Origin of the sequence: Xanthomonas sp. MLO165 (assembly GCF_018831305.1) — a bacterium.
GTDB lineage: Bacteria > Pseudomonadota > Gammaproteobacteria > Xanthomonadales > Xanthomonadaceae > Xanthomonas > Xanthomonas arboricola.
This window is the reverse complement of sequence record NZ_CP029263.1, coordinates 2,534,139-2,548,825: the sequence shown is the minus strand read 5'-3', so window position 1 is coordinate 2,548,825 and position 14,687 is coordinate 2,534,139. Positions and strand designations below refer to the sequence as shown.

The following is a 14,687-nucleotide window of genomic DNA, read 5'->3' as shown; positions in this document are numbered from 1 at the left end:
GAACAGACCATGACCTTTGGCGCATTGGCGACATGATCGTTCTGGTGGTCTACTTGCCTACAACACCTGTTCACGCATCCACTAGGACACGACGATGTCGCCACTCTCCTTCCTGCCCGGCCGCAGCGGAACCTGCGCCGCTGCATTGTTGATCACCACGAGCCTGTTGCTGGGCGGCTGCAAGGCGGGAGATGGCGAGGCCACGGCCGCCGAGGAGAAGAAAACCGTCGATGCGGTGCCGGTGGAAATTGCCAAGGCCGCACGCCGTGCGGTGGCGGCCAGCTATACCGGCACCGCCGCCCTGGAGCCGCGTGCCGAAGCGCAGGTGGTGGCCAAGACCTCCGGCGTTGCATTGGCGGTGATGGTGGAAGAGGGCCAGAAGGTGTCCGCGGGTCAGGCCCTGGTTCGCCTGGATCCGGACCGTGCGCATCTGGCGGTGGCGCAAAGCGAAGCGCAGCTGCGCAAACTGGAGAACAGTTACCGCCGTGCCACCCAGTTGGTGGGGCAGCAGCTGGTCAGTGCCGCCGATGTCGACCAGCTCAAGTTCGATGTCGAAAACAGCCGCGCGCAGCATCGCCTGGCATCGCTGGAGCTGTCCTACACCACGGTGCAGGCGCCGATTTCCGGGGTGATCGCCTCGCGCTCGATCAAGACCGGCAACTTCGTGCAGATCAATACGCCGATCTTCCGCATCGTCGACGATTCGCAGCTGGAAGCCACGCTCAACGTGCCCGAGCGCGAACTGGCCACGCTCAAGTCCGGCCAGCCGGTGACCTTGCTGGCCGATGCCTTGCCCGGTCAGCAGTTCATCGGCAAGGTCGACCGCATTGCGCCGGTGGTGGATTCGGGCAGCGGTACCTTCCGGGTGATCTGTGCGTTCGGCCAGGGCGCCGAAGCGCTGCAGCCGGGCATGTTCGGGCGCATCCGCATCGACTACGACCAGCGCAAGGACGCGTTGGTGATCCCGCGCCTGGCGCTGCTGGACGATGGCGAGCCGGCGGTGTTCGTGGTGCGTAACGGCAAGGCCAGCCGGGTGCCGGTGAAACTTGGTTATGCCGAAGGCCCGTGGCTGGAAGTGCGGCAAGGGCTGAAGGAAGGCGACCAGGTGGTGACCGCCGGCAAGGTGGCACTGCGTGATGGCACTGCGGTGCAGGTCATCGGCCAGCCCGACCGCAAGCCGGTTGCCGCTGCGGCACCGGCAGCCGGCAGCGACGGGAAACGCTCATGAGCGAGCACGGCAACCCGCACGCACCCGTGCACGACCCGCATGCCCCCTTGCCCGGCGGCGGCGGTCTGGTGGCCTTCGCCACGCGGCGGCGGGTGACCATCGCGATGATCACCGTGACCATGCTGCTGTTCGGGCTGATCGCGTTGCGCAGTCTCAAGGTCAACCTGTTGCCGGACCTGAGCTACCCCACGCTGACCGTGCGCACCGAATACACCGGCGCGGCGCCGGCGGAAATCGAAACGCTGGTGACCGAGCCGGTGGAAGAAGCCGTCGGCGTGGTCAAGAACCTGCGCAAGCTCAAGTCGATCTCGCGCACCGGGCAGAGCGATGTGGTGCTGGAGTTCGCCTGGGGCACCAACATGGACCAGGCCAGCCTGGAAGTGCGCGACAAGATGGAAGCCCTGTCGCTGCCGCTGGAAACCAAGCCGCCGGTGCTGCTGCGCTTCAATCCATCCACCGAGCCGATCATGCGGCTGGCGCTGTCGCCCAAACAGGCGCCGGCCTCCGACAACGATGCGATCCGCCAGCTCACCGGGCTGCGTCGCTACGCCGACGAAGACCTGAAGAAGAAGCTCGAACCGGTGGCCGGCGTGGCCGCGGTCAAGGTCGGCGGCGGGCTGGAAGACGAGATCCAGGTCGATATCGATCAGCAGAAACTGGCGCAGCTCAACCTGCCGATCGACAACGTGATCACCCGGCTCAAGGAGGAGAACGTCAATATCTCCGGCGGCCGGCTGGAAGAAGGCTCGCAGCGGTATCTGGTGCGCACGGTCAACCAGTTCGTGGATCTGGACGAGATCCGCAACATGCTGGTGACCACGCAAAGCAGCAGCGGCAGCGCCGCGGAAGCGGCGATGCAGCAGATGTATGCGATCGCCGCGTCCACCGGGTCGCAGGCGGCGCTGGCCGCAGCGGCCGAAGTGCAGAGCACCTCGTCGGCGTCCAGTAGCAGCATCGCCGGCGGCATGCCGGTGCGATTGAAGGATGTGGCCGAGGTGCGCCAGGGCTACAAGGAACGCGAGGCGATCATCCGCCTGGGCGGCAAGGAAGCGGTGGAGCTGGCGATCTACAAGGAAGGCGACGCCAATACCGTGTCCACCGCCGCGGCGCTGCGCAAGCGGCTGGAGCAGTTGCAGGCGACCGTGCCCGGCGATGTGGAGATCACCACCATCGAGGACCAGTCGCACTTCATCGAGCACGCGATCAGCGACGTCAAGAAGGATGCGGTGATTGGCGGCGTGCTGGCGATCCTGATCATCTTCCTGTTCCTGCGCGATGGCTGGAGCACCTTCGTGATCAGCCTGTCGTTGCCGGTGTCGATCATCACCACCTTCTTCTTCATGGGCCAGTTGGGCCTGAGCCTCAACGTGATGTCGCTGGGCGGGCTGGCACTGGCCACCGGGCTGGTGGTGGACGACTCGATCGTGGTGCTGGAAAGCATCGCCAAGGCGCGCGAACGTGGCCTGAGCGTGCTGGATGCGGCAATCGCCGGCACCCGTGAAGTCAGCATGGCGGTGATGGCGTCCACGTTGACCACAATCGCGGTGTTCCTGCCGCTGGTGTTCGTCGAGGGCATCGCCGGGCAGCTGTTCCGCGACCAGGCGCTGACCGTGGCGATCGCGATCGCGATCTCGCTGGTGGTGTCGATGACGCTGATCCCGATGCTGAGTTCGCTCAAGGGTGCGCCGCCGATGGCATTCCCGGACGAGCCCAGCCAGCCGCAGTGGCAGCCGCAGCAGCGCTGGCTCAAGCCGGTGGCTGCCGGCCGGCGCGGGGCCGGCGCGAGCGTGCGCTACGCGTTCTTCGCGGTGGCGTGGGCGGTGGTCAAGCTGTGGCGCGGCATCGCACGGGTGGTATCGCCGGTGATGCGCAAGGCCAGCGACCTGGCGATGGCGCCGTATGCCCGCGCCGAGAGTGGTTATCTGGCGATGCTGCCGGCGGCATTGCGGCGGCCCGGCCTGGTGCTGGGACTGGCGGCCGCCGCGTTTATCGGCACCGTGTTGCTGGTGCCGATGCTGGGTGCGGATTTGATTCCGCAGCTGGCACAGGACCGCTTCGAAATGACGGTGAAACTGCCTTCCGGCACGCCGCTGGCGCAGACCGACGCCCTGGTGCGCGAGTTGCAGCTGGCGCACGACAAGGATCCGGGCATCGCCTCGTTGTATGGGGTGAGCGGCAGCGGTACGCGGCTGGACGCCAACCCCACCGAGAGCGGCGAGAACATCGGCAAGCTCACCGTGGTGATGGCCGGCGGCGGCAGCCCGGAAGTGGAAGCGGCGGCCACCAGGCGGCTGCGTAGCAGCATGGTGGACCATCCGGGAGCGCAGGTGGATTTTGCACGGCCGGCATTGTTCAGTTTTTCCACGCCGCTGGAAGTGGAGCTGCGCGGGCAGGATCTGGGCGAGCTGGAACGTGCCGGGCAGAAGCTGGCGGCGATGCTGCGGGCCAATGGCCATTACGCCGACGTCAAGTCGACGGTGGAAGAGGGCTTCCCGGAAATCCAGATCCGTTTCGATCAGGAACGCGCCGCTGCGTTGGGCCTGACCACCCGCCAGATCGCCGATGTGATCGTCAAGAAGGTGCGCGGCGATGTGGCCACGCGCTACAGCTTTCGCGATCGCAAGATCGATGTGCTGGTGCGTGCGCAACACAGCGACCGCGCCAGTGTGGATGCGATCCGGCAGCTGATCGTCAACCCGGGCAGCAGCCGGCCGGTGCGTCTGGCGGCGGTGGCCGAGGTAGTGGCGACGACCGGGCCGAGCGAGATCCATCGCGCCGATCAGACCCGCGTGGCGATCGTCTCGGCCAGCCTGCATGACATGGATCTGGGCGGCGCGGTGCGCGAGGTCGAGTCGATGGTGCGCAACGATCCGCTGGCCGCTGGCGTGGGCATGCATATCGGCGGGCAGGGCGAGGAACTGGCGCAATCGGTGAAGTCGCTATTGTTCGCGTTCGGTCTGGCGATCTTTCTGGTCTATCTGGTGATGGCCTCGCAGTTCGAATCGCTGCTGCATCCGTTCGTCATCCTGTTCACCATTCCGTTGGCGATGGTCGGCGCGGTGCTGGCCTTGCTGATGACCGGCAAGCCGGTGTCGGTGGTGGTGTTCATCGGCTTGATCCTGCTGGTGGGGCTGGTGACCAAGAACGCGATCATCCTGATCGACAAGGTCAACCAGCTGCGCGAGGAAGGCGTGCCCAAGCGCGAGGCCTTGATCGAGGGCGCGCGCTCGCGCTTGCGGCCGATCGTGATGACCACGCTGTGCACCTTGTTCGGCTTCCTGCCGTTGGCGGTGGCGATGGGCGAGGGCGCCGAGGTGCGCGCGCCGATGGCGATCACCGTGATCGGTGGGTTGCTGGTGTCCACGCTGCTGACCCTGCTGGTGATCCCGGTGGTGTACGACCTGCTGGACCGTCGCGCCGATGCGTACTACCTGGAGCGTGGCCGGCGCACGGCCGGCCAACGTGCGCAGGCGACCGGTAACTCCGACGGGCTGGAGGCGCTATGAGCGTTGCCGCCTTCAGCATCCGTCGGCCGGTCACCACCATCATGTGCTTCGTCTCGCTGGTGGTGGTGGGGCTGATTGCCGCGTTCCGGTTGCCGCTGGAAGCGCTGCCGGACATTTCCGCACCGTTCCTGTTCGTGCAACTGCCGTACACCGGTTCCACCCCGGACGAGGTGGAACGCAACCTGGTGCGGCCGGCCGAAGAGGCGCTGGCGACGATGACCGGCATCAAGCGCATGCGCTCGACCGCCACCGCCGACGGCGCCAACATCTTCATCGAGTTCTCCGACTGGGACCGCGACATCGCCATCGCCGCATCGGATGCGCGCGAGCGGCTGGATGCCATCCGCGACGATTTTCCGGAAGATCTGCAGCGCTTCCACATCTACAAATGGTCCAGCAGCGACGAGCCGGTGCTGAAGGTGCGCCTGGCCAGCCAGACCGATCTGACCGGCGCGTACGACATGCTCGACCGCGAGTTCAAGCGGCGCATCGAACGGATTCCCGGCGTGGCCAAGGTGGAGATCTCCGGCGCACCGCCGAACGAAGTGGAGATTGCCATCGCGCCGGATCGGCTCACCGCGCACGACCTCAGCCTCAATGATTTGAGCGAGCGCCTGGGCAAGCTCAATTTTTCGGTGTCGGCAGGCCAGATCGACGACAACGGCCAGCGCATTCGGGTACAGCCGATCGGCGAATTGCGCGACCTGCAGGAACTGCGCGACCTGGTGCTCAATGCCAAGGGGCTGCGGCTGGCCGATATCGCGCAGGTGCGGTTGAAGCCGACGCGGATGAATTACGGCCGTCGCCTGGATGGGCGCCCGGCGATCGGGCTCGACATCTACAAGGAGCGCAGCGCCAACCTGGTGGATGTGTCCAAGGCGGCGTTGAAGGAGGTCGAGGACATCCGCGCCGAACCTGCGATGCGCGATGTGCAGATCAAGGTGATCGACAACCAGGGCAAGGCGGTGACCTCGTCGCTGGCGGAACTGGCAGAAGCCGGCGCGGTGGGCCTGTTGTTGTCGATCACGGTGCTGTTCTTCTTCCTGCGCCACTGGCCATCGACGCTGATGGTGACGCTGGCGATTCCGATCTGCTTTGCGATCACGCTGGGCTTCATGTACTTCGTCGGCGTCACGCTCAACATCCTGACCATGATGGGCCTGCTGCTGGCGGTCGGCATGCTGGTCGACAACGCGGTGGTGGTAGTGGAAAGCATCTACCAGGAACGCGAGCGCATGCCCGGTCAACCGCAGCTGGCGGCCCTGCTCGGCACGCGCAGCGTGGCGATCGCGCTCAGCGCCGGCACCTTGTGCCATTGCATCGTGTTCGTGCCGAACCTGTTCGGCGAGACCAACAACATCAGCATCTTCATGGCGCAGATCGCAATCACCATTTCGGTGTCGCTGCTGGCCTCGTGGCTGGTGGCGATCAGCCTGATTCCGATGTTGTCGGCGCGTATGAAGACACCGCCGATGGTGAGCTCCGAGCGCGGCGTGATCGCGCGGTTGCAGCGCCGTTATGCCAAAGTGCTGGCATGGACGCTGGCCCATCGCGGCTGGAGCGTGGCCGGCATCGTGTTGGTCAGTGCGATCAGCCTGGTGCCGATGAAGTTGACCAAGGTCGACATGTTCGGCGGCGATGGCGGCAACGAGGCTTTCATCCAGTATCAATGGAAAGGCTCGTACACGCATGAGCAGATGGGTGAGGAAGTGGGGCGGGTCGAGCGTTACCTGCAAGCCAATCGCGACAAGTACCACATCACCCAGATCTATTCGTGGTTCAGCGAAGCGGAAGGCGGCAGCACCACCGTGACTTTCGACGCGGGCAAGGTCAAGGAGCTGCCGGCGTTGCTGGAACAGATCCGCAAGGCCTTGCCGCGCTCGGCACGTGCGGACTACAGCATCGGCAACCAGGGCGATGGCGGCAGCGGCAATCAAGGCGTGCAGGTGCAGTTGGTCGGCGATTCGACCCAGGCCTTGCAGGCCCTGGCCGACGATGTGATGCCGCTGCTGGCGCAGCGCAAGGAATTGCGCGACGTGCACGTGGACACCGGCGACCGCACCAGCGAGTTGGCGATCCGGGTCGATCGCGAGCGTGCGGCAGCCTTCGGGTTCAGTGCCGAGCAGGTAGCAAGTTTCGTCGGTCTGGCGTTGCGTGGCACGCCGTTGCGCGAGTTCCGCCGCGGCGACAACGAGGTACCGGTGTGGGTGCGCTTTGCCGGCGCCGAACAGAGCAAGCCGGAAGACCTGGCCAGCTTCACGGTACGCACCAAGGATGGCCGCAGCGTGCCGTTGCTCAGTCTGGTCGATGTGCAGATTCGCCCGGCCGCCACCCAGATCGGCCGCACCAATCGCCAGACCACGCTGACCATCAAGGCCAATCTGGCCAGCAAGGTCACCGTGCCGGAAGCACGCGCGGCAATGGAAAAGCCGCTCAAGGCGATGAGTTTCCCCGCCGGTTACAGCTATACCTTCGACGGCGGCGATTACCAGAACGACGGCGAAGCGATGGGCCAGATGGTGTTCAACCTGGTGATCGCGCTGGTGATGATCTATGTAGTGATGGCAGCGGTATTCGAATCGCTGCTGTTTCCTGCGGCGATCATGAGCGGCGTGGTGTTTTCGATCTTCGGGGTGTTCTGGCTGTTCTGGATCACCGGCACCTCGTTCGGGATCATGTCATTCATCGGCATCCTGGTGTTGATGGGCGTGGTGGTGAACAACGGCATCGTGATGATCGAGCACATCAACAACCTGCGCCGCCGCGGCATGGGCCGCACGCAGGCCTTGATCGAAGGCTCACGCGAGCGCTTGCGGCCGATCATGATGACGATGGGCACCGCCATCCTGGCGATGGTGCCGATCTCGCTGACCAGCACCACGATGTTCAGCGATGGCCCGCCGTACTTCCCGATGGCCCGCGCGATCGCCGGCGGACTGGCGTTCTCGACGGTGGTGAGCCTGCTGTTCCTGCCGACGATCTACGCAATTCTCGATGACATGAGCAACGGCGCAGCCGCGCTGGTACGACGTGCGCGTGGCGTGCCGAAGACGCCGCCGGCAAGCGTTGCGCTGGAATCGTGAGCGCCAACACTGCTGAAGTTTCCACGGCCTAAGGCATTCACCAGCGCACTGAGGCCGTGAGTGACAAGGCGCAAGCCACTCTCCCGGTGGGGCGAGAAGGCACGGCTTACGCGCCATGGACGCGCGTGCCTTGGATCTACCGCGCCGCAAGCGTGGGCCGGGAGCGGGGTTGGGGTGAGGGTACGGTTTCTCTTCCGGGGCACTGCCAAGCACGCGGCTGTGTTTCGCTGGCTTTGGTGAGGGCGACAGCGCGTCCGCGGACTGGCTCCTCGGCTCGGTCAGACATCCTGTCTGACTCGCCGCCGCGGCACATCCCTGTGCCGCTCTCCGCCAATCCCCGGCCACGCTGCCGCCTCGGCGAGTCGTTTCCGTGACGTTGAGCGACGAAAAACGACAGCCGATTCAGTGGTCGATTTTGGTGCCAATCATCCGCCAAGGTCGCTGCACGTCTTCTGAACCTTCGACTTCGTAGCTCCCAGACACACCGCCCAGATACCAACTACTCAGAAGTGCACGGTTTCCAGCGCTCTCAATCCGCTGCCTTCAAGAGGGATGCGAAGAGGCCTCTGCCCCAATAGCCGAGGCAACGATCAAAACCTAGGTCGAGCATGCCCTGCGGCAGCGGCTGCTCTCCGTTCCGCCAACACAGGAACATTCGAAGAGTGGTCCGCGGGCGCCGGGGCAGGACCTTACACGACATGGCGCGTGTAAGAGCCCCCATGGATGGGTTCACGGCGTGTCCTGCCCGGCGCCCGCGGGCCGCTCGCACGCATGAAACAAGGCGCCTGCCAGCAGCCTTTCCTCAACCAAAGTGAAAGCGCCAGCAAACCGGGCTTTCCTCATTCAAAACCAAAGCGCCAACTGATCAGCTGTCCTCAGCCATCCAGCTTTCCCGGCAACCTGGGTTCCAAGCCGCTGGATACAGCGGCCAGAGAATCAGGCCGCACGCACCTGCCGCACGATCGCCGCCGCCTTGGCCGAGCTCTCCTTGACCTTGTCCCACTGGCCCTGTGCCAGCCAGTCCTTTGGCACCATCCACGAGCCGCCGATGCACAGCACATTCGGCTGCGACAGGAACTCGGCCGCGTTGGCCTCGCTGATGCCGCCGGTGGGGCAGAGCTTGAGTTCGGACAGCGGGCCGGCCAGGCCCTTGAGCATCTGCAAGCCGCCCACGGCGGTGGCCGGGAACAGCTTGCACACGCGGAAGCCCAGGCCCATCAGGGTCAGCAGCTCGGTCGGCGTGGCCGCGCCGGGCACGGCGGGGATCGGCGCATCGGCAAGCAGGCGCGCCAGCGGCGCCGGCGTGCCGGGGGTGACCAGGAAGTCGGCACCGGCATCCACCGACTGACGCAGTTGCAGCTCGCTCAGCACGGTGCCGGCGCCGATCACGATGTTGGGCAGCTCACGCTTGAGCATGGCCAGCGCTTCGATCGCAATCGGGGTGCGCAGGGTCAGTTCGATCGCGGGCAGGCCGCCTTCGAGCAGCGCATCGGCCACGCGGCGCGCCTGGTCCAGCGTGTCCACGGTGACCACCGGCAGGATGCCGGCATCGCGCAGCAGCTGTTCGGCGGTGTTCTGGGTCTGGGCAATCGTCATTGCAACTCCGTTAGACGGCGACCGCGGGGCGGTCGCGCAGAGGGAAGGGGAATCAGGCGTCCTTGGACTCGTGCGGTGCGGCGGCGGCCGCTGCATCGGCACCGAGTTCGTACTCGGCGTCGTAGCTCCACAGCGCGCCGTCCGGGCGGGTCGGGCCGCAGGAAATCGAGATGGCGCCCTGGTCGGCCGGGCCAACCACCTGGCGGTTGATGGCGAACAGGTTGCGCCCCAGGTCGTTGCCCGCCACCGAGGTGTTGGGCGCGACTTCGCGCGATGCCCATTCTTCGGCCGAGACCAGCACTTCCAGCGTGCCGGCTTCGCCGTCCAGGCGCACGATGTCGCCTTCGCGCACACGCCCGATCGGCCCGCCGCGTGCGGCTTCGGGCGTCATATGGATCGCCGCCGGGAACTTGCCCGAGGCGCCGGACAGACGGCCGTCGGTGACCAAGGCCACACGCCGGCCCTGGTTCTGCAACAGGCCCAGCAACGGCGCCATCGAATGCAGTTCCGGCATGCCGTTGGCACGCGGGCCCTGGTAACGCAGCACCACCACGAAATCGTGCGGCAGCACGCCGGCGGCATGCAGCTTGTTGAGCACCTGCGGCGTATCGATCACCACTGCCGGCGCTTCGATCGTGCGGTGCTGCGGCTTGACCGCCGACAACTTGATCAGCGAGCGGCCCAGGTTGCCGCGCAGCAGGCGCAGGCCGCCCTGCGATTCGAATGCGGCGCTGACCGGACGCGCCACGCTGTCGTCGGCGGTGGTTGCAGTGCCGGGCACGTAGACGACCTTGCCGTCCTGCAGGCGCGGCTCGTTGGCGTAGGCGCGCATGCCGCCTTCGACCACGGTGGGCAGGTCGTCGTGCATCAGCCCGGCGTCCATCAGCTCGCGGAACACGAAGGCAGTGCCGCCCGCGGCCTGGAAGCGGTTCACGTCGGCTTCGCCGTTGGGGTAGATGCGGGTCAGCAACGGCACGGTCTGCGAGATCAGATCCATGTCGTCCCAGGTCAGCACGATGCCGGCCGCACGCGCCACCGCAATCCAGTGGATGGTGTGATTGGTCGAACCACCGGTGGCCATCAGGGCGACCACGGCATTGACGATGGCACGCTCGTCGATCAGGCGACCGAACGGACGGAAGTCCTGGCCCAGCGCAGAAATTGCCAGCGCACGCGCGGTGCCCTCACGGGTCAGCGCATCGCGCAACTGCAGCTCCGGGTTGACGAACGAGGCACCGGGCAGCTGCACGCCCATCGCCTCGAGCAACACCTGGTTGGAGTTGGCGGTGCCGTAGAAGGTGCAGGTGCCGGGCGAGTGATACGAGGACGACTCGGCTTCCAGCAGTTCGGCGCGGGTGGCTTCGCCGGCGGCGTAGCGCTCGCGCACTTCGGCCTTCTGCTTGTTCGGAATGCCGGGCGTCATCGGGCCGGCCGGCATGAACAGCGCCGGCAGATGCCCGAACGCCAGCGCGCCGATCAGCAGGCCCGGCACGATCTTGTCGCACACGCCCAGGTACACCACGCTGTCGAACATATCGTGGCTGAGGCCGATCGCCGCGGCCTGGGCAATGTTGTCGCGCGAGAACAGCGACAGCTCCATGCCGGCGCGGCCCTGGGTCACGCCGTCGCACATCGCCGGCACGCCGCCGGCCACCTGCGCGGTGGCACCGAGCGTACGCGCGGTGTCGCGGATCAGTTGCGGGTAATGCTCGAACGGCTGATGTGCCGACAGCATGTCGTTGTAGGCGGTGATGATGCCCAGGTTGGGCGTGGCCGCACCGCGCAGGCGCGACTTGTCGGTCGGCTCGGACGCGGCGAAACCATGCGCCAGGTTGCCGCAGCTCAAACGGCTACGGAACGGACCCTCGCGCAGGGCGGCATCGAGACCGGCCAGATACGCCGCGCGCGACGGCGCGCTGCGCTTGCGGATACGGTCGGTGACAGCTTGGATGTTCGGATGCAGGCTCATTGGCTACCGGCTATGAGAAACGGGGGGGAAGAAAGTAAGCACGCTCTTCTTGATACCCGCACATGGATGTGCGGGCTGTTGCGAAGGACTCGCACAAAATCGGCTTTTGCGAGGGACTCGCACCTAAGCACACCAGTGAACCCGCAATTTCGGGCCCGGCGGCTGCAGCGCCACGCGGATCGGATACTCGCTGACATCGTCACCGGCCAATGCAGCCTGCAGCACGTCCAGCTTCTGCTTGCCGCGCAACAGCAGCAGGCGGGTCGGGATGGCGGCCAGTCCGGCCGGTGTCAGCGTGATCCGCAGCGGCCACTGATTCGAGCCGGGGCAGCCGGTGGCATCCAGCGACGCGTACGGCTGCGGGCTGGACAGCGCCTTGCTCAGGTCGGTCGAGCCCGGAAACAGGGAGGCGGTGTGTCCGTCGCCGCCCATGCCCAGCACCGCCAGGCACGCAGGCTCGGCGTGCCTGGCCTGCAGGTTCGCGGTGTGCACGCACTCGGGCAACTGCTTGCCCGGGCGCACCAGCGGGATGAAGGTCGCCGCCGATGCGTGAGTCAGAAAGCTGTGATTGACCAGCCAGGCGTTGCTGTCCTGATCCTGCGGCGAGAGCCAGCGCTCATCGACCAGGCCCACTTCCACCCGCGACCAGTCCAGCGGACGGTGGGCGAGCGATTCGTACACCGGCGCCGGGGTGGTGCCGCCGGACAGCAGCATGCGCGCCTGGCCGCGGCGCGAAATCTCCTGTTCCAGCAGGTCGGCCATTTCGCTGGCCACCGCCTCGGTCCATTCGGCCGGGTCTTCGTAACGCACCAGTGTGATGCGCGGATTGTCCTGCAGGTTCATCGCTGCTCCCCTGGATGCTGACGCTGCGCATCCACCGCATAGGCGGCGGCGCCGAGCAGGCCGGCATGCGGGTGCATGACCGCCAGCGATGGCACCCGCGACATGATCGCGGAGAAGCGTCCCTTGTGTTCGAAGCGCTGGCGGAAGCCGGAATGCTGCAGCGAATCCAGCACCTTGGGCACCAGCCCGCCGGTGAGGAATACGCCGTCCCATGCGCCCTGCATCAACACCATGTCGCCGGCGATCGCACCGAAGATGGCGCAGAACAGATCGATGGTGCGCGACGAGCGCGGGTCGCCCGCCGCCGCACGCGCGGTGATGTCCTTGGGCTGCAGCGGGCCCGGGTCGACCCCGGCGATCTCGCTGAGCGCGCGATGGATGTTGACCAGGCCCGGGCCGCAGATCAGGCGCTCGTTGGAGACCCGGCCGAACTGCTCGGAAAGGATCTCCAGGATGCGGATCTCCTCTGGCGTGCCGGGCGGAAAGCTGACGTGGCCACCTTCGGTTTCCAGCGGAAAGCAACGCCCGTTGCGGATGATCAGCCCACCCACGCCCAGCCCGGTGCCCGGGCCGATCACGCCGTAGTTGCGCGGCTGATCGATCGGCGCCGGCCGCCAGCTGGCGCCGCCGACCTGCACCACGTCCTGCGGGCGCAGCAGGCTGATCGCCATGGCCTGCGCGGCGAAGTCGTTGATCAGGTGCAGGGTGCTGAAGCCCAGCATCGCCGCGGTGCGCGAGCGCGAGATCACCCACGGATGGTTGGTGATGCGCGCCTCGTCGCCGTCCACGCGGCCGGCCACGGCGAACACGCCCTGGGTGGCCTGCACGCCGATCTGGTCGAGGTAATAACGCGCGGCTTCGCCGAGCGAGCCGAAATCGACCACCGCAAATTCGCGCGAGGTGTCATCCAGCAGCGGCACCGAGGCGTCGACGTCGGCCAGCGCGAAGCGCGCATTGGTTCCGCCGATATCGGCAACCAGCACCGGCTTGGAAGGAGCGGTCATGCGGTGTGTCCCTGTGCGTCGGTGGCCGGGGGCAGGAAGGGCGCCGCGGCATCGGGGCCCCAACTGCCGGCCGGGTAGGGCTGCAGCGGCAGCTGCGCGTCTTTCCACGCATCGCTGACGCTGTCGATCCACGACCAGGCGGCCTTGACCTCGTCGTCGCGCACGAACAGCGCCGGGTTGCCGTTGAAGGCATCCACGAACAGGCGCTCGTAGGCGATGCGGCGGTGCAGGCCGGTCGGCACCGACAGTTCCAGTTCCAGCGGCTGCAGTTCGATCGCACCCCATTCCGGGCCGGCCAGGCTGCTCATCAGGCCGAGCTCGATGTTTTCCTGCGGCTGCAGCTGGAAGGTCAGGCGGTTGGGCACCGCGTTCTGCCGGTCCGGGCGCTCGAACAGCCAATGCGTCACCGGCTTGAGCGTGACCACGATACGGGTGGAGCGCTCGGCCAGGCGCTTGCCGGTGCACAGGTGGAACGGCACCCCGGCCCAGCGCCAGTTATCGATATGCGCGGTCACCGCGACGAAGGTTTCCACGTCGCTGCCTTCCGGCGGGTGATAGGCCTGCGCCGGCTGGCCGTTGATGCTGCCGGCGGTGTAGCGGCCACGCACGCTGTCGTGGGCGGCATGCTCGGCGGTCATCGGGCGCAGCGCGCGCAGCACCTTGACCTTCTCGTCGCGGATGCGATCGGCTTCCAGCGAGGCTGGCGGCTCCATCGCCACCAGGCACAACAACTGCAGGATGTGACTCTGCACCATGTCGCGCAGCGCGCCGGAGCGCGCGTAGTAGGCATCGCGCCCATCCACGCCTTCGCTCTCGGCCACCAGGATCTGCACCGACTCGATATAGGTGCGGTTCCACACCGCTTCCAGCAAGGTATTGCCGAAGCGCAGCGCGATCAGGTTCTGCACCGCCGCCTTGCCCAGGTAATGGTCCAGGCGGAACACGCGGTCTTCGTCGATCAGCGCGCCGATCGACTGCAGGATCTCGCGGGCGCTGTCCGAGTCGTGGCCGATCGGCTTTTCCAGCATCAGCCGGTGCGGCGCGGCCAGCGCACCGCCCAGGGCCAGGCCCTGGCAGGTGCTGATGTACAGGCCCGGCGGAATCGCCAGGTAGCTCACGCACTGGCGGCTGGCCAGCTCGCGTACGGCATTGGCCACCGACTCGGCATCGCGCAGATCCACCGAGCGATAGTCGACCCGCTGCAGCAGCGTTTCGATCTGCTCGGGCGTGGCGATCGGCAGCGCGGCAGCCAGGCGCGGGCGCAGGACCTCGCGGAACGCCTCGGTGTCGTGCGGCGACAATGCCAGCGCACGGATACGGAAATCCTCCGGCAGCAGGCCATCGACGAACAATCGCAGCAGGGACGGGAAGAGATAGCGCTGGGCGAGATCGCCGGTGGCGCCGAACAGGATCAGGGTGTTGTGCATGGACCGAATTTCAGATTCTGGAGACATCGTG

Annotated in this window: 8 protein-coding genes; 3 read left to right on the top strand and 5 right to left on the bottom strand. The window is 66.5% G+C overall.

Going from position 1 to position 14,687, the window contains the following annotated elements; all coding sequences use genetic code 11:
• The first annotated feature begins 94 nt into the window (after window positions 1-94).
• From DGN21_RS10700 to DGN21_RS10690, 3 genes are read left to right on the top strand one after another with little or no spacing between them, the layout of a single operon-like run.
• Window positions 95-1,228, top strand: coding sequence for an efflux RND transporter periplasmic adaptor subunit (locus DGN21_RS10700; protein WP_160955147.1), 1,134 nt, complete (start codon window positions 95-97; stop codon window positions 1,226-1,228).
• Window positions 1,225-4,734, top strand: coding sequence for an efflux RND transporter permease subunit (locus DGN21_RS10695; protein ID WP_126966118.1), 3,510 nt, complete (start codon window positions 1,225-1,227; stop codon window positions 4,732-4,734). Before DGN21_RS10700 ends, DGN21_RS10695 begins: the two co-directional genes overlap by 4 nt.
• Entirely contained in the window at window positions 4,731-7,817 is a 3,087-nt protein-coding gene (locus tag DGN21_RS10690) for an efflux RND transporter permease subunit (RefSeq protein ID WP_065031465.1), read from the top strand. The genes DGN21_RS10695 and DGN21_RS10690 overlap by 4 nt, the downstream gene beginning before the upstream one ends.
• 936 nt (window positions 7,818-8,753) lie before the next feature.
• Here the strand turns inward: DGN21_RS10690 and DGN21_RS10685 are convergent.
• From DGN21_RS10685 to zwf, 5 genes are all read right to left on the bottom strand, one after another.
• Window positions 8,754-9,413, bottom strand: a complete 660-nt coding sequence (locus tag DGN21_RS10685) for a bifunctional 4-hydroxy-2-oxoglutarate aldolase/2-dehydro-3-deoxy-phosphogluconate aldolase (protein ID WP_102256618.1) — start codon at window positions 9,411-9,413, stop codon at window positions 8,754-8,756.
• A gap of 52 nt (window positions 9,414-9,465) precedes the next feature.
• The gene (edd, locus tag DGN21_RS10680; RefSeq protein WP_024938694.1) at window positions 9,466-11,382 is read right to left on the bottom strand and encodes a phosphogluconate dehydratase; all 1,917 of its coding nucleotides are present in this window, start codon (window positions 11,380-11,382) and stop codon (window positions 9,466-9,468) included.
• A gap of 123 nt (window positions 11,383-11,505) precedes the next feature.
• Window positions 11,506-12,225 carry a 6-phosphogluconolactonase gene (gene pgl, locus DGN21_RS10675; RefSeq protein WP_126966119.1) on the bottom strand — a complete coding sequence of 240 codons (720 nt, stop codon included), beginning with the start codon at window positions 12,223-12,225 and terminating at the stop codon, window positions 11,506-11,508.
• Window positions 12,222-13,229 carry a glucokinase gene (gene glk, locus DGN21_RS10670; RefSeq protein ID WP_016902597.1) on the bottom strand — a complete coding sequence of 336 codons (1,008 nt, stop codon included), beginning with the start codon at window positions 13,227-13,229 and terminating at the stop codon, window positions 12,222-12,224. Before glk ends, pgl begins: the two co-directional genes overlap by 4 nt.
• The gene (zwf, locus tag DGN21_RS10665; RefSeq protein ID WP_016902596.1) at window positions 13,226-14,656 is read right to left on the bottom strand and encodes a glucose-6-phosphate dehydrogenase; all 1,431 of its coding nucleotides are present in this window, start codon (window positions 14,654-14,656) and stop codon (window positions 13,226-13,228) included. Before zwf ends, glk begins: the two co-directional genes overlap by 4 nt.
• Window positions 14,657-14,687 lie beyond the last annotated feature (31 nt).

Excerpts from the sequence above, each read along its gene's own strand:
- zwf (WP_016902596.1), bottom strand. The coding sequence starts at position 14,656 with ATGCACAACACCCTGATCCTGTTCGGCGCCACCGGCGATCTCGCCCAG.
- pgl (WP_126966119.1), bottom strand. The coding sequence starts at position 12,225 with ATGAACCTGCAGGACAATCCGCGCATCACACTGGTGCGTTACGAAGAC.
- DGN21_RS10685 (WP_102256618.1), bottom strand. The coding sequence starts at position 9,413 with ATGACGATTGCCCAGACCCAGAACACCGCCGAACAGCTGCTGCGCGAT.
- DGN21_RS10695 (WP_126966118.1), top strand. The coding sequence starts at position 1,225 with ATGAGCGAGCACGGCAACCCGCACGCACCCGTGCACGACCCGCATGCC.
- edd (WP_024938694.1), bottom strand. The coding sequence starts at position 11,382 with ATGAGCCTGCATCCGAACATCCAAGCTGTCACCGACCGTATCCGCAAG.
- DGN21_RS10700 (WP_160955147.1), top strand. The coding sequence starts at position 95 with ATGTCGCCACTCTCCTTCCTGCCCGGCCGCAGCGGAACCTGCGCCGCT.
- glk (WP_016902597.1), bottom strand. The coding sequence starts at position 13,229 with ATGACCGCTCCTTCCAAGCCGGTGCTGGTTGCCGATATCGGCGGAACC.
- DGN21_RS10690 (WP_065031465.1), top strand. The coding sequence starts at position 4,731 with ATGAGCGTTGCCGCCTTCAGCATCCGTCGGCCGGTCACCACCATCATG.